This is a genomic window from Achromobacter sp. JUb104, assembly GCF_024806975.1.
GTDB lineage: Bacteria > Pseudomonadota > Gammaproteobacteria > Burkholderiales > Burkholderiaceae_B > Achromobacter > Achromobacter spanius.
In genome coordinates this window covers 1423272-1442054 of record NZ_JANUEY010000002.1, presented here as the reverse complement: position 1 = coordinate 1442054, position 18783 = coordinate 1423272, and the positions used below count along the sequence as shown (strand labels likewise).

At 65.5% G+C, this 18783-nt stretch carries 19 protein-coding genes; 7 read left to right on the top strand and 12 right to left on the bottom strand.

Annotation, left to right across the window (positions count from 1 at the left end; all coding sequences use genetic code 11):
• Positions 1 to 101: 101 nt before the first annotated feature.
• The 5 genes from hslU to M2361_RS18355 form a co-directional block, all read right to left on the bottom strand.
• Positions 102 to 1436, bottom strand: a complete 1335-nt coding sequence (hslU, locus tag M2361_RS18375; protein WP_259251065.1) for an ATP-dependent protease ATPase subunit HslU — start codon at positions 1434 to 1436, stop codon at positions 102 to 104.
• An 84-nt stretch (positions 1437 to 1520) separates the two neighbouring features.
• Positions 1521 to 2060 (bottom strand): ATP-dependent protease subunit HslV, encoded by a 540-nt coding sequence (hslV, locus tag M2361_RS18370; protein WP_006216412.1) that lies wholly within the window; start codon positions 2058 to 2060, stop codon positions 1521 to 1523.
• Positions 2061 to 2192: 132 nt separating this feature from the next.
• The gene (gene dksA / locus M2361_RS18365) at positions 2193 to 2657 is read right to left on the bottom strand and encodes an RNA polymerase-binding protein DksA (protein ID WP_006216410.1); all 465 of its coding nucleotides are present in this window, start codon (positions 2655 to 2657) and stop codon (positions 2193 to 2195) included.
• 126 nt (positions 2658 to 2783) lie between these two features.
• Complete coding sequence (locus M2361_RS18360; RefSeq protein ID WP_046802983.1) at positions 2784 to 3911, bottom strand: GTP-binding protein; 1128 nt, start codon at positions 3909 to 3911, stop codon at positions 2784 to 2786.
• Between the two features lie 322 nt (positions 3912 to 4233).
• On the bottom strand, positions 4234 to 4737 hold the full coding sequence (locus M2361_RS18355) for a Fur family transcriptional regulator (RefSeq protein ID WP_100853858.1): 504 nt from the start codon (positions 4735 to 4737) through the stop codon (positions 4234 to 4236).
• A gap of 251 nt (positions 4738 to 4988) precedes the next feature.
• On the opposite strand from M2361_RS18355, the gene M2361_RS18350 reads away from it, so the two are divergent.
• The 6 genes from M2361_RS18350 (at position 4989) to M2361_RS18325 (ending at position 9527) form a co-directional block, all read left to right on the top strand.
• The gene (locus M2361_RS18350) at positions 4989 to 5159 is read left to right on the top strand and encodes a hypothetical protein (protein WP_259251062.1); all 171 of its coding nucleotides are present in this window, start codon (positions 4989 to 4991) and stop codon (positions 5157 to 5159) included.
• The gene (locus M2361_RS18345) at positions 5156 to 5878 is read left to right on the top strand and encodes a metal ABC transporter ATP-binding protein (protein ID WP_259251061.1); all 723 of its coding nucleotides are present in this window, start codon (positions 5156 to 5158) and stop codon (positions 5876 to 5878) included. Before M2361_RS18350 ends, M2361_RS18345 begins: the two co-directional genes overlap by 4 nt.
• Positions 5875 to 6741: a metal ABC transporter permease gene (locus M2361_RS18340; protein ID WP_259251059.1), complete on the top strand. Its 867-nt coding sequence runs from the start codon at positions 5875 to 5877 to the stop codon at positions 6739 to 6741. The genes M2361_RS18345 and M2361_RS18340 overlap by 4 nt, the downstream gene beginning before the upstream one ends.
• 19 nt (positions 6742 to 6760) lie before the next feature.
• On the top strand, positions 6761 to 7732 hold the full coding sequence (locus M2361_RS18335) for a metal ABC transporter substrate-binding protein (RefSeq protein ID WP_404976391.1): 972 nt from the start codon (positions 6761 to 6763) through the stop codon (positions 7730 to 7732).
• A gap of 50 nt (positions 7733 to 7782) precedes the next feature.
• On the top strand, positions 7783 to 8376 hold the full coding sequence (locus tag M2361_RS18330) for a DUF1007 family protein (protein ID WP_259251525.1): 594 nt from the start codon (positions 7783 to 7785) through the stop codon (positions 8374 to 8376).
• Positions 8377 to 8447: 71 nt separating this feature from the next.
• Entirely contained in the window at positions 8448 to 9527 is a 1080-nt protein-coding gene (locus tag M2361_RS18325; protein WP_259251523.1) for a nickel/cobalt transporter, read from the top strand.
• A 6-nt stretch (positions 9528 to 9533) separates the two neighbouring features.
• Here M2361_RS18325 and xerC read toward each other — a convergent pair whose 3' ends face one another.
• The 5 genes from xerC to M2361_RS18300 are packed head-to-tail and all read right to left on the bottom strand — an operon-like array spanning position 9534 to position 14001.
• Positions 9534 to 10538, bottom strand: coding sequence for a tyrosine recombinase XerC (xerC, locus tag M2361_RS18320; RefSeq protein WP_310508920.1), 1005 nt, complete (start codon positions 10536 to 10538; stop codon positions 9534 to 9536).
• Positions 10539 to 10561: 23 nt separating this feature from the next.
• A complete protein-coding gene (locus tag M2361_RS18315) occupies positions 10562 to 11239 on the bottom strand; it encodes a DUF484 family protein (RefSeq protein WP_259251058.1) in 678 nt (225 codons plus the stop codon).
• A gap of 4 nt (positions 11240 to 11243) precedes the next feature.
• A complete protein-coding gene (gene dapF, locus M2361_RS18310; RefSeq protein WP_259251056.1) occupies positions 11244 to 12155 on the bottom strand; it encodes a diaminopimelate epimerase in 912 nt (303 codons plus the stop codon).
• 28 nt (positions 12156 to 12183) lie between these two features.
• Entirely contained in the window at positions 12184 to 13074 is an 891-nt protein-coding gene (locus M2361_RS18305) for a lysophospholipid acyltransferase family protein (protein ID WP_259251055.1), read from the bottom strand.
• A gap of 30 nt (positions 13075 to 13104) precedes the next feature.
• The gene (locus M2361_RS18300) at positions 13105 to 14001 is read right to left on the bottom strand and encodes a lysophospholipid acyltransferase family protein (protein WP_259251053.1); all 897 of its coding nucleotides are present in this window, start codon (positions 13999 to 14001) and stop codon (positions 13105 to 13107) included.
• 275 nt (positions 14002 to 14276) lie between these two features.
• On the opposite strand from M2361_RS18300, the gene metK reads away from it, so the two are divergent.
• Positions 14277 to 15440: a methionine adenosyltransferase gene (metK, locus tag M2361_RS18295; RefSeq protein WP_046802994.1), complete on the top strand. Its 1164-nt coding sequence runs from the start codon at positions 14277 to 14279 to the stop codon at positions 15438 to 15440.
• A gap of 382 nt (positions 15441 to 15822) precedes the next feature.
• On the opposite strand, the gene M2361_RS18290 is transcribed toward metK, so the two are convergent.
• Together M2361_RS18290 and M2361_RS18285 are read right to left on the bottom strand one after the other, a co-directional pair.
• On the bottom strand, positions 15823 to 17253 hold the full coding sequence (locus M2361_RS18290) for an amidase (RefSeq protein WP_259251049.1): 1431 nt from the start codon (positions 17251 to 17253) through the stop codon (positions 15823 to 15825).
• Positions 17254 to 17399: 146 nt separating this feature from the next.
• The gene (locus tag M2361_RS18285; protein ID WP_259251047.1) at positions 17400 to 18719 is read right to left on the bottom strand and encodes an MFS transporter; all 1320 of its coding nucleotides are present in this window, start codon (positions 18717 to 18719) and stop codon (positions 17400 to 17402) included.
• Positions 18720 to 18783 lie beyond the last annotated feature (64 nt).

The following is an 18783-nucleotide window of genomic DNA, read 5'->3' as shown; positions in this document are numbered from 1 at the left end:
ATCAGGCGATAAGCGGCTTTTTTGCCAGTGGGCCAAGTGCAAGGGCGCAAAAGTATTGCACCCTTTGGCACCCACTGGCCTAGCGCCCAGTCCGCACCGGCTTACAGCACGTAGCGGGCCAGATCCTGGCTGCTGGCGGCTTCGGCGAGTTGCGAATTGACGTAGGCGGCGTCGATCTTCACGTGCTTGTCCTGGCTGGAGGTGGCGTCGAACGACAGTTCGTCCAGCAGTTTTTCCATGACCGTGTACAGGCGGCGCGCACCGATGTTTTCGGTGGTTTCGTTGACGTCGAAGGCCAACTCAGCCAAGCGGCGTACGCCTTCTTCCGTGAACTCCAGCTGCACGTCTTCGGTGGCCATCAGCGCGGTGTACTGCTTGGTCAGGGACGCATCCGTGTCGGACAGGATGCGCACGAAGTCTTCGGCGGTCAGCGATTCCAGTTCGACGCGGATCGGGAAACGGCCTTGCAGTTCGGGGATCAGGTCGGACGGGCGCGCCAGGTGGAAGGCGCCCGACGCGATGAACAGGATGTGGTCGGTGCGGACCATGCCATAGCGCGTGTTGACCGTGGTGCCTTCGACCAGCGGCAGCAGGTCGCGCTGCACGCCTTGGCGCGACACGTCGGCGCCGCCGGATTCCTGGCGCGCGGCGATCTTGTCGATTTCGTCCAGGAAGACGATGCCGTTCTGTTCAACGTTGTTGATGGCAACCGTGCGCAGGTCTTCTTCGTTGACGCGCTTGGCGGCTTCTTCGTCGATGATCAGCTTGAAGGCTTCGCGCACCTTCATTTTCTTGGGCTTCTTTTTGTCGCGAGCCATGCCGGCGAACATGCCGCGCAGTTGCTCGGCCATTTCTTCCATGCCGGGGGGCGTCATGACGTCCATCTGCGGCGCGGCCTGGGACACCTCGATCTCGATTTCCAGGTCGTCGATCTTGCCTTCGCGCAGGCGCTTCCTGAAGGTCTGGCGGGCGCTGTTGTCTTCACCGCGCTCCGGCTCGCCGGAGGCGCCGCGGGCGGGTGGCACCAGGGCGTCCAGGATGCGGTCTTCGGCGGCGTCTTCGGCCTGGGTGCGCACGCGGCGCATTTCCAGTTCGCGCGTTTGCTTGATCGAGTATTCGGTCAGGTCGCGGATGATGGTGTCGACGTCGCGGCCAACGTAGCCCACTTCCGTGAACTTGGTGGCTTCGATCTTGATGAAGGGCGCGTTGGCCAGCTTGGCCAGGCGGCGGGCGATTTCGGTCTTGCCCACGCCGGTGGGGCCGATCATCAGGATGTTCTTGGGGTGGATTTCCTGGCGCAGGGGTTCGGCGACCTGCTGGCGGCGCCAGCGGTTGCGCAGGGCGACGGCCACCGCGCGCTTGGCGCGGTTCTGGCCGACGATGTATTTGTCGAGTTCGGAGACGATCTCTCCGGGCGTCATGTTGGATGCGGACATGAGGGCGAATCCTTGAAGCGAGAGCGGCGGGCTGGGGAAGCGGCCGCGGCGCAGGGAGGTTTCCCATGCGCCGCGTGGCGGATGTCAGTCACCCAGCGTTTCGATGACGTGGTTCTGGTTGGTATAGATGCAGAGGTCGCCGGCGATTTCCAGCGATTGCTTGACGACGGCTTCGGGCGACAGCTCGGTGTTGCGCAGCAAGGCCAGCGCGGCCGATTGCGCGTAGGCGCCGCCCGACCCGATGGCGGCCAGGCCGTGCTCGGGTTCAAGCACGTCGCCGTTGCCGGTCAGGACCAGCGTGTGCTCGGTGTCGGCCACGATCAGCATGGCTTCAAGACGGCGCAGGACGCGGTCGGTACGCCAGTCGCGAGTGAGCTCGACGGCGGCGCGCATCAGGTTGCCCTGGTGCTTTTCCAGCTTGGCCTCGAAGCGTTCCTGCAGCGTGAACGCGTCGGCGGTGGCGCCGGCAAAGCCAGCGAGGATCTTGTCGTGGTACAGGCGGCGGATCTTGCGGGCCGTGCCCTTGACGACGATGTTGCCCAGGGTGACCTGGCCATCGCCGCCGAGTGCGACGCGGTTGCCGCGGCGCACACACACGATGGTGGTGGCGTGAAATTGTTCCATGCGTTCCTTCCTATGAAAGGACTAGCTGGGGGCGGTTCGAAAGAAATCAAGCGCGGTGCGCGACGGCCAATAAAAAAGGCCATGCTGGAAACCAGCATAGCCTTTCAGGGCATGGCGCGAAAACGGGACGGATCAGTCGCCGTACAGCTTTTGGCGCATCTCACGGCGTTCCTGCGCTTCCAGCGACAGGGTGGCCGTGGGGCGGGCCAACAGGCGGGGTACGCCAATCGGTTCGCCGGTTTCTTCACACCAGCCGTATTCGCCGCTATCGATGCGGGCGATGGACTGTTGCACCTTTTTCAGCAGCTTGCGCTCGCGGTCGCGGGTGCGCAGCTCAAGTGCGTGTTCTTCCTCGATGGTGGCGCGGTCGGCGGGGTCGGGCACGAACTGCGTTTCGCGCAGGTGCTCAGTGGTCTCGCCGGCGTTGGCCAGGATGTCCTGTTCGAGTTGTTTGAGCCGTTCTTTGAAGAAAGCCAGTTGGCGTTCGTTCATATAGTCGGACTCGGGCATGGCCAGCAATTCCTTCTCGCTGGGCAGATCAATCGCCGTATCGCTCGTCGACTTGCTTGATTTTTTAGTTGCTGCCTTGGTAGCCATGAAAACACTCCACTATGAATCGATCCTGGCGCGGGCGTCCTTTCCCGGTTCGTGCTGCTTGCTGACTACGTTACTCGTACCTCACAGTACTGCCTTCGTCGCATCGCGTCACGTCGGGAAGGGGGATTACCCCGCCAGGCACTGCTCCAAGCCCCGGGTGAAAATCTCCTGGGGCAGCTTACGACCAATGAATACCATCTTGGTGGACGGTTTTTCAGCCGCGGTCCACGGCTTGCCGGGTTCGGCGCCCATCATCATGTGCACACCCTGGAACAACATGCGGCGGTTGATGCCCTTCATGTACAGGATGCCCTTGTAGCGCATCAGGTCGGGGCCATAGACCTGCACCACGCCACCCAGGAATTCCTCAAGGCGCGCGGGATCGAACGGCTTGTTGGAACGGAACACGAACGCACCGATCTCGTCGTCGTGCTTGGGGTGGTGATGGTGCGCGTGATCGCAATGCGCCCCGCAATCGCCTTCGTGATCATGGTCGTGGTCGTGACCGTGGCCATGATCGTGCCCGTGGTCATGCCCATGGTCGTGGGCGTGGCTGTGGGCGGCGTCGGGGTGCTCATCGGCCAGGAACTCCGGGTCGATGTCGAGAATGGAATTCAGGTTGAAGCCGCTGATGTCGATGATGGACTTCAGGTCGACTTCGCCGAAATTGACCGGCGTGATCGGCGCGCGCGGGTTCATGTGAACCAGGCGGTGGCGCAGCGCTTCGTAGTCAACTTCGTTGACCAGGTCGCGCTTGGAGATCAGGATGCGGTCGGCGAAACCGACTTGCTTCTGGGCTTCGGGTTGTTCGTCCAGCGTGGACATGCCGTGCTTGGCATCGACCACGGTCACCACCGCGTCCAGGCGGTAGTACTCGGCGATGTCGTCATCCATGAAGAACGTCTGGCAGACGGGGCCGGGGTTGGCCATGCCCGTGGTTTCCAGGATGACGCGCTCGAAAGTCAGTTCGCCGGCTTCGCGCTTGACGCGCAGCTCGGACAGGGTGCGCATGAGGTCGCCACGCACCGTGCAGCAGACGCAACCGTTGGACAGTTCGATGATTTCTTCATCGCTGTCCTGCACGAGCAGGTCGTTGTCGATGCTTTCCGGTCCGAACTCGTTTTCGATGACCGCAACGCGGCGGCCGTGGAATTCGGTCAGGATGCGTTTGAGCAGGGTGGTCTTGCCCGCACCGAGAAAGCCGGTGAGGATGGTGACGGGAACCATTTTGTCCAAACTGCGCGGGGTGTTCATGGCGAAGCTGCTAGCGTGAAGTCAAGACTGTGAAGTCAAAGCTGAAGCCCAGGCATTCAACATAGGCTGACAGGGCGTTTTGCCCCGTGCGGGATGATGTTTGCCACAGGCTGCGTGGGCCGCCAACAGCGGCCGGACGCAGGATTACAGCACAGTCGGGGGCAGGGGGCAAACCCCGGATCAACCCAGGGGCCGAAGCCGTCCGGATCGCGTCTGTAGGCCGGCAAGTATCCGGCGATATCACTATTTTGGGGCGGTTTTGCGGATTTCAAGTGCGGCCGGAATGCGCCAGGGGATGACGGGCGCCCAGCCACATGCCGCTTCAGTGATGGTGGTGATGATGCGCAGCGTCGGCGGGCTGCTTTTTCTGGCATTGGGGACAGAGCGCACGGATCTCGGTCTCGTGCGTGGCCAGGGCGTAGCCCGTTTGGGCGACCCGTTCGGCCAATTGGCGGCTCATGGCGGGGTCGGACACTTCGGCCACCGCGCCGCAGCCGGTGCAGACCACCAACAAATCATGCGGGGCGCCGCCGGCGTCATGGCACGCACTCCAGGCGTTGACGGCGTCCAGGCGGTGGATCAGGCCTTCGTCCATCAGAAAGTCCAGCGCGCGGTACACGGTGGGAGGCGCCGCGCCGGGATGCACTTCGCGCATGGCGTCCAGCAATTCATACGCCTTCAGGCTGCGCCCGTGGCGAAGCAGCAGTTCCAGCACCTTGCGGCGGATGGGGGTTAAGCGGCGGCCGCGCTGTTCGCACAGCGTCTCGGCGACGCTGAGCTGGGCGCCGACGGTGTCGCTGCGGGGGGAACGGGGCGGAGCGGGCATGGTGGACTTTATCTGAATGAAAGACGCGCGCGACGCGCGCGAGATGCCAGGAAAGTAGCAGAAAACTCAGATATGCGGGCACCCTCGGCCAGATTCAAGTCAGTTTAGTTATGATATAACATTGTAAAAATAAGCCGGGCCGAGTTCAGGCGGTCTACGCATGTCGGATTAGCCGTGGTTTCGCTGGCCGGTGCGTGCTTCTTTCCCCCTGTCCGCCCCTACGTCTTTAGTCTTTAGCCTGCCCGCTTTCCATGTCTCACTTCACGCTTTTGCCCCCGCGGCCCGGCGCCGCGCTTCGGCAAGGCACCATTCCCCGCTCTGCTTTTCTGGTGTCCGCCTGGCGCCGCATGGCCGCGGCCGTGGTGGCGGCCGCCCTGCTGTGGGCGCTGACGGGGTGGGCGCTGGACTGGTGGCCGCGATGAGCAAGGCGCCCGTCACCATCGAGCTGGCCGATGCGTCGTTTGGCTGGCATGGCCATCCCGCGCTGAAGTCCGTGTCGGGCTGTTTTGCCGCCGGCGGCATGACGGCCGTGGTCGGGCCGAATGGGGCGGGCAAGTCGACGTTGATCAAAGGCATCATGGGCGTGCTGCGCCCCATGGCGGGCAGCGTGCGCATCAGCGGCGGGGGGCGTTCCGAACTGGCCTGGTTGCCGCAGGCGGCCGAACTGGACCGATCGTTTCCGGTCACGGTGCTGGATCTGGTGGCCATGGGCGCCTGGCGACGGGTCGGCGCGTGGCGCCGTTTTCGCCACGAAGAACTTGAACGCTGCATGCATGCGCTGGAAACGGTGGGCCTGGCGGACGCCGCCGGGCGCGGGGTGGACACCTTGTCGGGCGGGCAGATGCAGCGCACCTTGTTTGCGCGGATGCTGGTGCAGGATGCGCCGGTGCTGCTGCTGGACGAGCCCTTTGCCGCGGTCGACGCCCATACCGCCGACGACCTGATGGCCTTGCTGTGCGGGCTGCACGGCCAGGGCCGCACGGTGATCGCCGTGCTGCATGACCTGGACCTTGTGCGCGACCACTTTCCCGAATGCCTGTTGTTGTCGGGCTCTGTCGTGGCCTGGGGCGATACCGCCAGCGTCTTGAGCGACGCGCATCTGAAGGTGGCGCGGCAGTGGCATGCGAGGGCCTACGCATGACCTTGGCGCAATGGGTGGTTTCACCGTTTCTGGACTACGGCTTCATGCGGCGCGCGCTGGCCGGCGCCTGCGCCTTGTCGCTGGGCGCGGCGCCCCTGGGCGTGTTTCTGGTGCTGCGGCGCATGAGCTTGATGGGCGACGCCATGTCGCACGCCATCTTGCCGGGGGTGGCGGCGGGGTTCCTGCTGTCCGGGTTGTCGTTGGGCGCCATGATGCTGGGCGGCATCGCCACCGGCTTGGCGGTCGCCTTGCTGGCCGGGGTGGTGGCGCGGTTGACCCCGCTGCGTGAAGACGCCAGCTTCGCCGCTTTCTATTTGATATCGCTGGGGCTGGGCGTGCTGCTGGTGTCCTTGCGCGGCTCGAACATGGATCTGCTGCACGTGCTGTTCGGCACGGTGCTGGGCCTGGACGACGCGGCGCTGCTGTTGGTGACCATCACGGCCAGCGTGACCTTGCTGGTGCTGGCCGCCATCTACCGCCTGCTGGTCGCCGAATGCCTGGACCCGGGTTTCCTGCGGGCCAGCGGCGGCGGGGGCGGCTGGGTCCACATGGGGTTTTTGGTGCTGGTGGTGGTCAACCTGGTGGCGGGCTTTCAGGTGCTGGGCACCTTGATGGTCGTGGGGATCATGATGCTGCCCGCCGCCGCCGCGCGCTTCTGGGTACGGTCGGCAGCGCGGCAGATTCCGCTGGCGGCCGGGTTCGGCGTGCTGGCCTCCGTCAGCGGCTTGCTGGTGTCCTACCACTTCAACGTACCCGCATCGCCATCGATCATTCTGGCGGCGGGCGCCTGTTACCTGTTTTCCATCGTCGGCGGCCCGCAAGGCGGGCTGCTGCGGGCGCCGCGCCGCATGCGCCAAGCCTGACTTCATAAGGAGATTCATTATGCGTTCCATGTTGCCGCTGCGTCGCCGCGCCTTGTTGGCAATGGCCGGGCTGTGCCTGTCGGCCGTGTTCGGGGCGTCGCATGCCGCCGAGCCCTTGAAGGCGGTGGCCAGCTTTTCTATCCTGGGTGACATCGTGCGCGAAGTGGGGGGCGATGACGTCAGCCTGACGACGCTGGTGGGGCCGGATGGCGACGCGCACGAATACGAGCCCACGCCGGGGGACGCCAAGAAGCTGTCCGCCGCGAAAGTGTTGTTCGTGAACGGCCTGGATTTCGAGACCTGGCTGCCCAAGCTGACGAAGGCGTCCGGCTTTGCCGGCCAGACGGTGGTGGCCAGCAAAGGCGTGACGCCGCGCAAGTTCGCGCAATCAGGTGGCGATGGCAAGCATGACGAGCATGACCACGACCAAGATCACAAGGAAGGACATCACCATCATCATGGCGACTCGGATCCCCACGCCTGGCAGAACCTGGCCAACGGCGTGATCTATGCGCGCAACGTGGCCGAGGGCCTGGCCGCCGCCGATCCGGCACATGCCGACGCTTATCGCCAGCGCGCGGGCACCTACATCGCGCGCCTGGAAGCCGTTGACGCTGCGGCCAAGAAGACGTTCGCCGCCATTCCGGAAGCGCGCCGCAAGGTCGTGACGTCGCACGACGCCTTTGGCTATTTCGGCGATGCCTACGGCGTGTCGTTCATCCCCGCGATGGGCGTCTCCACGGATGCCGAACCGTCGGCCGGTGAAATTGCCCGCATCATCGAACAGGTCAAGCGCGACAAGGTGCCGGCGGTGTTCGTCGAGAATATTTCCAGCCCCAAGCTGGTTCAGCAGATTGCGCGCGAGACCGGCGCCAAGGTGGGTGGTACGCTTTATTCCGATGCGCTGTCCAAGCCCGGACAGCCCGGCGCTACCTATCTGGAAATGTTTGAATGGAACGTACGTCAGCTCGCCGCGGCCTTGCAGCCCTGACCGCCGCGACGGCACTGCTGGCGGCCGGGTCCGCCAGCGCGCACCCGCATATGTGGATCGACGCCCGCGCGGTCATCGATGTCGACGCGCAGCACCGCATCACGGCGGTTCGCCAGGTCTGGTTGTTCGATGAAATGTTCGGCGCCTATGCCACGCAGGGCCTGCCGAAAGGCAAGGGCGGCTCCTTGCCCGCCGCCACCTTGAAGGGCATGGCGGATGATTGGATGAAGGCGCTGGGTGAACCCATTTCGCACTACTTCACCCGCGTCACCGTGGGCGGCAAGACCGCCACGTTCGGGGCGCCGCGCGATGCCAAGGTCGACTGGAACCCCAAGACCACACGCCTGACGCTGTCGTTCACCTTGCCCTTGGCCACGCCCATGCCGGTGGGCGCCGACGGCGCGCAGGTGGATATCTACGACCCTACTTATTTTGTTGCGTACGCTTTTGACGAGAAAGGCGCGGTGTCGCTGGGAGGCCCGGATGCCGCGACTTGTACGTCGGCCTACCGCAAGCCCAAGGAATTGGATTGGAAGACCATGCAGCAACTGGCCGCGATCCCGGCCGACCCGGAGGCATTGCCGGACGAACTGTTCGCCATCACCAAGGGGCTGACGCACCGCATCGAGGTGCGATGCCCGTAACGCTGGCTTCCTGGCGCCTTGGCTGGCGGGCGGCGGCGGCGCTACTGCTGCTGTCGCTGCTGCTGGGCGGCATGGGTGTGGCCACGGCGCAGGGCGCGCATCCTTTTGGCGTGCCCGAAAGCGGCACGGGCATGAGTGGGCCGGGCTGGCTGGCCAGTTTCTTTGGGCAAGTGGCCGTCTGGCAAAGCCATTTCTACCGTCAATTGACGGGCGCGGTGCGCGCCTGGCAGGCCGACGGCGGCGCGGCCTGGACCTTGATTGGTCTGTCGTTCGCCTATGGCGTGTTTCACGCCCTGGGCCCCGGGCACGGCAAGGCGGTGATCTCTTCCTATGTAGTGGCCAATCGGCAGACGGCACGCAACGGTGCGCTGTTGGCGCTGGCGTCCGCGCTGATCCAGGCGCTGGTGGCGATTGTGATGGTGGCGGTGCTGGCGCTGGTGTTCAACGCAACCGCCGCCACGATGAACCAGGCGACGCGTTGGCTGGAACTGGCGTCGTACGGGCTGGTGACGCTGCTGGGTGCGTGGCTGGTGTGGATCAAGGCGGTCAGGCCATTGCTGCGGCGTCGGGGTGAGCCGATTGCGGCGGTGGTGGCGAATGCACCCATGCCTGATGCGCCCACTGTCCCCAACGTGTCCCATGTCCCAACCGCTCCGACGCCTGCTTCAGCATTGAAGGGCGCGGCTGCGCTGCGCGCCATCGCCGTGCATGCGCCGGTGCCGCATGCCGATGCCGATACGCATCACCACCACCATCACCACGACGATGATTGCGGATGCGGCCATGCGCATGTGCCGGCGCCCGATCAGGTCGCCGGCCAGTTGAACTGGCGGCGCGCCGCGTCGGCCATCCTGGCGGTCGGATTGCGTCCGTGCAGCGGTGCGCTGATCGTGCTGGTGTTCGCCTTGTCGCAGGGCTTCTTCCTGGCCGGCGTGGCGTCGGCATTGGCGATGGGCTTGGGCACGGGCTTGACCGTGGCGGCGCTGGCTTGCCTGGCCGTGGCCGCCGGCGGCGCGGCCACGCGCATCGGCCAACGCTTGTCGAGCACGGGCGCGGCGCGCGTGCGCTACGGGGTGGAAGCGCTGGCGGCGGTGGCGGTGCTGTTGCTGGGCGTCATGCTGCTGGGCGGCATGGTGGCCGGAGGCGGCTAGCCTGCTTCAGGACTTGCGCCCCGCGCGGGGATGCGCCTGGTCGTAGGCTTTGGCCAGATGCTGAAAATCCAGCCGGGTGTAGACCTGGGTGGTCGAGATATTGGCGTGGCCCAGCATTTCCTGAACGGCGCGCAAGTCTTGCGCCGACTGCAATACATGGCTGGCGAAGCTGTGGCGCAACACGTGCGGATGCACATGCGTGGGCAAGCCCGCTGCTTGGGCAACCTGCGCCAATTGCAATTGCACGATGCGGGGCGAGATACGCTTGCCCCGCGCGCCCAGGAATAACGCGGCGGCGTCCTCCGGCTGTGGCGCGGGCGGCGCCAATTGCGGGCGCGCGGCTATCCATTTCTGCAAGGCGGCAACGGCGGCCTGGCCCACCGGCACGGAACGGCGCTTGCCGCCCTTGCCCAGCACCTCGACCTCGGCTTCGTCCAGCTTCAACCAGCCGCGCGATTCGTAATCGGCCGTGCGTGTGTAGCGCAGGTCCAAGCCCACCAGTTCCGACAAGCGCAGCCCGCTGGAGTAGAGCAGTTCGAACATGGCCTGGTCGCGTAGCGCGGCGGGTTCGTTCGCGACTTTGGCGGTGGGCCGGTCAAGCAGGGCTTGGGTCTGCTCCACGGACAAGGCCTTGGGCAGGCCGCGCGGGGCCTTGGGCGCGCGCACGCCGGCCACGGGGTTGCCGGCCAGGTTGATTGCGGGGGCCCACCATTGGTAGAAGCCGCGCCAGGCCGCCAAGGTGCGGGCCAGGCTGCGTGGGCCTCTGCCTTCGGCATGCAGCCGAGCGACAAACTGGCGGATATGGCCGTTGGCAATCTTGTCCAACGGCAGCCGGGCGCGGTCGGCAAGCTGATTTAGGAAATGCAGCTCGCGACGATAGGCGTCCAGCGTGTGAGGCGAATAGCGGCGGTTGGTTTCCAGATGGCGCAACCAGGCGCGCATCGGGTCGGGCAAAGCCTCGGCGCCGGGGGCAGGGTCGGGCGGGGGCGCGTCTTGCGTGGTCTGGGTCATTTGTCCGCCCGCCCTGGTTTGCGCTAGGCCTTCGGCGACGCGGGATTCAGGCGATGCAAGGCCGCCGAAGCCAGTTGGCCGATGGATTCCAGAAACGTCGTGCCCATTTCAGGCGTGAAGCGTTCGGGGTCGTCCGAGCCCAGCACCAGCAAGCCCACGGCGGGGCCGTCGGCCTCCAGCCGCAGCGGCACCAATGCCAGCGACTTGGGCTTGCTGTCGAGCCAGCCCGCGGCTTCGAAGTCGGTATCGGTGCCGCAGTACGGCGTCTTCAGGCTGTCGGTGAACGTGCGCACGTCTTGCGAAGTGGGTTCGCCGTAGCCCGTGGGCGCCAGCTCGGACAGGTTCCACAAGCGCAGCGCCACGTGGTTCAGTTCAAACTGTTCGGCCAGGCCAAGCGCGATTTCGCCGGGCACGCGCTGCGCGTCGTTTTCCGACAGCAGGCGGCTGCACCATTTGGCCAGATGCGAGCCGATGCTTTCGTTGGCGGTGGCGTTGCGCACCAGTTCGTTCAAGCGCCATTCCAGTTCGCGGTTGCGTTCGCGCAGCGTCAGGATTTGGCGTTCGCCCAGCGAAATGGCGCGCGAGCCATGCGGGTGCGGTACCTGCATGGTGGCGAACACGTCGGCGTGCTCGTCAAAGAAGCCGGGATGGTCTTGCAGGAAGGCGGCGATGTCTTGGGCGGTGAAAGCGGTATCAGTCATAGGGTCAGCGGTTCAGCGCCATGGAGAAGACGAGCTTGTCGATGTCGACTTGCCCCGTGAACACGGATTCGGCGGGGCCGGTCATGCGCAGTTGGTCGCCATTCCAGGCAACGGTAAGCACGCCGCCACGGGTTTGCACGCGCACGGGCGATTCCAGCAAACCGCGGCGGATGCCGGCCGCAACGGCGGCGCAGGCGCCCGTGCCGCAGGCCAGGGTTTCACCCGCGCCGCGTTCGAAGACGCGCAGGCGGACGTTGTGGCGATCCATCACTTGCAGGAAGCCGGCGTTGACGCGACGCGCAAAGCGCGGATGGGTTTCGATCAGCGGGCCTTGAATGGCGACGGGGGCGGTGTCAACGTTGTCCACCACCTGCACCGCATGCGGATTGGAGATGGCCACGGTGGACAACAGCACTTTGCCGGGCACGCCGGCGGGCGCGTCGATGTCCAATTCCCAGAGCGTGTCTTCGCCTTCGCGTTGCGAGGCCAGGCCGGTGGTGTCGAAGGGCAGGGCTTCGGGCTCGAAACGGGTGCTGCCCATGTCGACCGTGACTTGTTCGTCGTCGCCTTCATCCAGCACGAGGATGCCGGTGGCGATTTCGGCGCGTAGCGGGTTGCGGTCGGACAGGCCTTGTTCGTGCACGAAACGCACGAAGCAGCGCGCGCCGTTGCCGCAGTGTTCGACTTCGCTGCCGTCGGAATTGAAAATGCGGTAGCGGAAATCAGCGTCCGGGCGGGTGGCGCGTTCAACCAGAAGGATCTGGTCGGCGCCGATGCCGAAGTGCCGGTCGCCCAGGGCGCGGGCGCGCTCGGGCGTCATTTCGATGGTCTGGCGGACCCCGTCGAGCACGACGAAATCATTGCCCGCGCCATGCATTTTGGTGAAGTTCCAGTTCATCGCTGGATTATCGCCCATTATTCGGACGCGGGAAGCCAGGGCGGAATCAATAGAGCTTGGCTTCGCCGGGCGGGCGGGTCTTGAAGCGGCGGTGAACCCAGTAGTACTGGCTGGGGCAGCGGCGCACCCAGGATTCCAGCTCGCGGTTCAGGCGGGCGGTGGCCTCTTCCAGGGACGCCGCGCCGGGGAAATCCTCAAGCGGAGGCAGGACGTCTATGTGATAGCGGCCGGTCTCGGGGTTCCAGAAGCCCACGATGGGCAGCACGGCGGCATTCCATTTCTGGGCAAGCTGGGCGGTGGCCAGCAGCGTGGCGGCCTGCACGCCGAAGAACGGCACGAACACGGACCCCTGGCGGCCGAAGTCCATGTCGGGCAGGTAATAGATCGGGCGCGGCGCGCGCAGGTGGCGGATCAGGTCACGCACGCCGTCCTTGCGGCTGACCAGAAACACCTCGTTGAAGCGGGCCCGGCCGGCGGCCACGACCGCGTCGATGTGGGGGTCGCTTTGCGGCGTGTACATGGTGGCGGCGCTGGGCACTTCCATGGTCAGGCGGGTGCCGGCGGCGTCCAGCGCAATGAAGTGGGGCGCCAGCAAAATCACGGGGCGGCCCTGGGCGGTGAGCTCGTTGATGCGTTCGGCGCCGGTCTGCGTGACCATGTCCTTGATGGCCTCTGGGGTGCCGTACCAGAGCACGCCCCGGTCCACGATGGATTGCGCCAAGGCCCGGAAGTGGTCCGCCACCCATTGCTCGCGCACCGATTCCGGCTGGTCGGGAAAGCACAGTTCAAGATTGCGCCGCACGATGCGCGCCCGGGACTTCGCCAGCCGTGGCGCCAGCCAGCCCAGCACGGCGCCGATGCGCTGGCGGGTCGAGGGCTTGATGCGGCCGAACCACTTCAACAGGGAAACCAGCGTGCGCGTCTTTGAATCTGTCATCGTTTTGGGGAAAGGGCCGGGCGGGAACGGTCAGCGGACCTGCCGAATGCTGTCGGTGTCTGCATCGGCATCGGCGTTGGCGTTGGCATCAGGGGCCGGGGGCGCCCCGCGCGGCGTTTTGTAGCGGTTATAGCTCCAGAGGTACTGCTGGGGGCACCGTCGAATCAGCGTTTCCATCGCGGCGTTGATGAGCGCCGCCTGGGCTTCGGGGTCGGCCGGCAGCGGTTCGGGCACGCGCACGTAGTGGATGCGCCAGCCTTTGCCGCGCGGCAGGCGTTCGCCGGCGGTCAGGATGATGGGAACGTTGGTTTGCGTGGCCAGCTTGCTGGGCAGCGTCATGGTGTAGGCCAGCCGGCCAAAGAACGGGACCCACACGCCGTCGCCCACGCTGGGCGCCTGGTCAGGCAGCATGCCCACGGATTCGCCGCGACGCAGCGCGCGCACGAATTCGCGCACGCCTTGCATGGTGGCCGGGACGGCGTTGACGGCGGAACTGTTGCGCGCCGTCTCCAGCAGCGGGGCCAGCACGTCTTTGCGCGGGGGGCGGAACATGACCGTCATGGGCATCTGGCGGGCCAGATAGCGGGCGGTGATCTCGAAGCAGCCCAGGTGCGGCGTCAGGAACAGGATGCCCCGGCCTTCGGCACGGGCGGCGTCGACCACCTCGTTATCGTCCGATACCACTTGGGCCAGGCTTTCCTCGTTCTTGAACCAGACGCGCGGGTTCTCGAGAATCATGGCGCCGGTCTCGGCCGCGGCCTGGCGCGCGAAGGCCGCGCCCGGGTAGCCGGCCTGCGCGGCATTGGCCTGAAGGCGCCGCCGATACTTGCCGGGCCAGGCGTACACGGCCAGGCCCGCCGCGCGGCCAAGGGCGTGCGCAACGGGTAGCGGCAGGGCGGCGAAAAGTCGGAACAGGGCGAGCAGCATGCGGCAAATAGAAAAGGACGGGCAGGGTTATGCCGGTGTTCGGGAATATGTTCATACCCCCGCCGCCAGCATAAGAACGGCATTTTCGCTTAAAATCCGTCCAGTCGCCGAGTTAACCGACAACTTGCGGGGCGACGGCAAGGGTAAAGCGCTTTGCGCGGCCTTTGCCAAATCCGCTAAAGCGTCGCGCCCAGATAGCGTATGTCATGCAGTCCGGGGTGCAACGCGCCTCGTGAACCTATGCGCCGGCAAAGCCGGACACTAAGGACGCATCTGTGGCCAATAACGATTTTCTCTTCACTTCCGAATCCGTCTCCGAAGGGCACCCCGACAAGGTTGCCGACCAGATTTCCGATTCGATCCTGGACGCCATCTTCACGCAGGACCCCAACGCGCGCGTTGCAGCCGAAACGCTGTGCAACACGGGCCTGGTCGTGCTGGCTGGTGAAATCACCACCACCGCCAACGTGGACTACATCCAGGTTGCGCGGGACACCATCCGCCGCATCGGGTACGACAACACCGAATACGGTATCGACTACAAGGGCTGCGCGGTGCTGGTTGCTTACGACAAGCAATCGCCCGACATCGCCCAAGGCGTCGACCGCAGCTCGGAAGACTATCTGAACCAGGGCGCGGGCGACCAAGGCCTGATGTTCGGCTATGCCTGCGACGAAACGCCCGACCTGATGCCCGCCCCGATCTGGTACGCGCACCGCCTGGTGCAGCGCCAGAGCGAACTGCGCAAGGACGGCCGCCTGCCGTGGCTGCGCCCGGACGCCAAGTCGCAAGTGACCTTCCGCTACATTGACGGCCGCCCGGCGGAAGTCGATACCGTGGTGCTGTCGACCCAGCACGCGCCGGAAGTCACGCAAGAGACCATCCGCGAAGCGGTGATCGAAGACATCATCAAGCCGAGCTTCCCCGAAGGCCTGATCACGCCGCAAACGAAGTTCCTGGTCAACCCGACCGGCCGCTTCGTCATCGGCGGCCCGCAAGGCGATTGCGGCCTGACCGGCCGCAAGATCATCGTCGACACCTACGGCGGCGCCTGCCCGCACGGTGGCGGCGCGTTCTCGGGCAAGGATCCGTCCAAGGTTGACCGTTCGGCTGCCTACGCGGCCCGCTACGTGGCCAAGAACATCGTGGCCGCCGGCCTGGCGCGCCAGTGCCAGGTGCAGGTCAGCTACGCCATCGGCGTGGCCGAACCGATCAACATCACGGTCTACACCGAAGGCACGGGCGTCATCCCCGACGACCAGATCGCCAAGCTGGTGCGCGAGCACTTCGACCTGCGTCCGAAGGGCATCGTGAACATGCTGGATCTGCTGCGCCCGATCTACGCGAAAACCGCCGCCTACGGCCACTTTGGCCGTTCCGAGCCGGAGTTCTCGTGGGAAGCCACGGACAAGGTTCAGGAATTGAAGAAGGCGCTGTAAAACAGCGGGTCTTCATGAAGAACGCCCCTGCCATGAAGAATGGCAGGGGCGTTTTTTTTATGGGAGGAAGTGCTGGGCACGTAGGATGGGTGAAGCGCGCAAAACTCTCCACCACTGCGCCACCGCCGATCGCGCGCAACCCATCACCCGCCGATGGCATAACGCCGCAATGGTTAAAGACCGCCGTGGTTTTGATGGCCCGGCTACAGAACCCTTGCGCGCTTTCGACGACGCCACTTCAGAACCCTTGGACGTTATCGACGACGCCACTTCAAAACCCTTGGGTTCTTGCCGCCGCTCTTCAGAATTCCACCGTTGCTTGATGGGTTTCGCGCGAACTTTGTCGGTTTTCTAATGACCTGCGTTGCGCGCTACACCCATCCTACAGGTCCCACGGTGACATGTCGGGCGTTTGTTGTGTCGGTGCCAGCACTCGTTCCAGCGTTGCCGCGCAGTCGAGCAGGGTGGCGTCGTGGCCTGCGGGGGCCAGCAGTTGCACGCCGATCGGCATGCCGTCGGCGTCGAAACCGGCGGGTAGGGTGATGGCAGCCGCGCCCAGGAAATTGGCGGGGCGCAGCAGTTTGCCCAGGCCCACGTGGCGCACGTCTTCGGCGTCCAGCGGCTGCGCGGCCTGGTCGCAGGCGGGCATCAGCAGGGCGTCCAGCCCTTGCATGGCGGTGGCGAATGCGGCCATGTCGGCCTGCCGCCGGTTCAGCGCGGCTTCGTAGTCTGCCTGCGCGATCCGGCCGCCCGCCGCGATGCGCGCGCGCACCACTTCCCACAAGGGCGCGGCGGGGTCTTCGGCCAGCGCGCCGAAATAGCGATAGGCCTCGTACGCCAGCACCAACGAGTTGTCGTCCGCCATGCGGGCGAACGACAAGGAGGCGGGCGGATGCCAGGTGGTGGGCGTCAGCCCGGCGTGCGCCAGGCGCTCTTGAGTCTGATGCCAGATCTGCAGGGCGGCGTCTGATAGCGGCGTGGGCCAGGCTTGCGGGGCCAATACGGCGACGGTGGCGACTCGGCGCGCCACGGGATGGCGCAGCGCGGTGACGCAGGACGCGGGCAACGCCAGGGTGGCGGGGTCGTCCACATCCGGTCCGGCCAGTACTTGCGCCAGCAGCCGGGCGTCCGCCACGCTGCGGGCGATGGGGCCCAGCACATCCAGCGTGTCCGACAGTGGCAGGCAGCCCGCGCGGCTGATCAGGCCCGACGATGGCTTGTAGCCCACCACCCCATTGAGCGCCGCGGGCGCGCGCACCGAACCGCCGGTGTCGCCACCCAGCGCGATGGGCGTCAGGCCCGCCGCCACCGCCACGCCCGCGCCGCTTGACGAACCGCCGGGTGCGCGGGCGACCTTGGCGTCCCACGGGTTGCGCGCTGTGCCTTGGGTGGGGTTTTGGCCCGACAGCCCAAAAGCGAATTCCGTCATGCGCGTCTTGCCCAGAATCACCATGCCCCCCGCCGCCAGCGCGCGTACCGCCGTCGAGGTTTCGTTGCTGATCACGCCACGCCGCGCTTGTGAGCCGCCGGTGGTGGGCGTGCCCTGCCACTGGATGCTGTCCTTCACGGCCACCGGCACGCCATGCAAGGGCCCCAGCAGTATGCCCGCGTCCTGCAACCGGTCGGCCGCGTCGGCCTGGGCCAGCGCGCGTTCGGCGGTGACCTCGCTGAAGGCCGCCAGCGGCGCGGCGCGTTCGATGCGGTCCAGGAAGTGGGCGGTGACCTGGCGCGAGCTCAGTTCACGGTCACGGATGGCGCGGGCCAGTTCGCGGGCGTCTCGAAAATGCAGGTCGGTGGGGTCTTGTGCTGGCATGGCTCTCTTCAAGAAAAGGAAAAGCCTTCCGGCCCTGACGGGTCCGGAAAGCGTTTATACGGCGCGTGCTGGAGCGATTTCAGAGATGGCTTCAGCGGCGACTTCAGCATCGGCTTCAATGATGCCTTCAGCAACTACTTCACCAGTTACTTCAGCGTCTGCCCGCGCGTTTCCGGCATGCGGATGAAGGTGATCAACGTGATCACGGCGCCGGCCAGCACGTAGTAGAAGAACCAGCGTTCCATGCCCTTGCTTTGCAGCCAGGTCAGCAGGTAGGGCGTGGTGCCGCCCAGCAGCGCCACAACCAGGTTATACGGCGTGCCGATGCCGACGGCGCGCACGCTGGTGGGAAATTGTTCCGACATGATGGCCGGCGCAATGGCCGTGTACATGGCGTACAGCACCAGGCCGAACAGTTCCACGGCCAGGATCGACCCGAACGACGGGCCCAGCGTGGTCATGAGCGGGTAGAAGAACACCAGGTAGCCGGCCGCGAAGAAGATCAATTGCGGCTTGCGGCCGATGCGGTCGGACAGCATGCCGAACAGCGGCTGCACCAGCATGAAGACAATCAAGGCCACGGTGTTGGCCGCGAACGCGGTCTTGGGGTCGGCGCCCACCTGGCGGATGGCGTAGGTGGGCACGTAGGCCACGAAGATGTAGAACGCAAACGTCGTCAGCACCGAAAAGCCCACGATGCGCAGCACTTCACGCGGGTGGTCGCGCAGCAGCGTGCGCAGCGGCTGTTTTTCGATGCCGGCCTGCTTGGCGTGTGAAAACGCTTCGGTTTCGGGAATTGAACGGCGGATCCACATGCCCGCCAAGCCACCGAACGCGCCCAGCAGGAACGGCATGCGCCAGCCCCAGGAGGCCATGTCGGCCTTGGTCAGGGTGGACGTCAGAATCCAACCCACGGCGGACGCGGCCAGGATGCCCACGGCGGCGCTGAAGAACACAAAGCTGGAATAGAAACCGCGCTTTTCCGGCGGCGCCATTTCAGCCAGAAAGGTCGTGGCCGAGGCATACTCTCCGCCTAGCGACAACCCTTGCAAGAGGCGCGCAGCGGTCAGCAGCAACGGGGCCGCCAAGCCGATGGTGGCGTAGGTCGGGGTGATGGCGATGATGAGGGAACCGCCCGCCATCATCAGAATCGTCAGGCCCAGCGCGGCTTTGCGGCCGTAGCGGTCGGAAAAGATGCCCAGCACCCAGCCACCCACTGGGCGCATGAAGAAGCCCACGGCGAAGATGCCGAAGGTGGCGAGCAGCGCCGTCGTTTCATTGCCTTCCGGAAAGAACTGGCTGGAGAAGAAGATGGCGAACGAGGCGTAGATGGTCCAATCGAACCACTCGACCGCATTGCCTACACTACCGGCCAGAATGGTGCGGGCGCGGGATACGGGCGCCGCGCTGGCGGGCGCGGCGCTTGCCCCTTGCTTGCTGCGCAAGGTCGCGGATGGGCTGCTCATGTCGTCCTCAGGTAAAAGTTTATTTTTGGTCAAAAAAACAGTTTAAATTTGTGTTTTTCTCAAT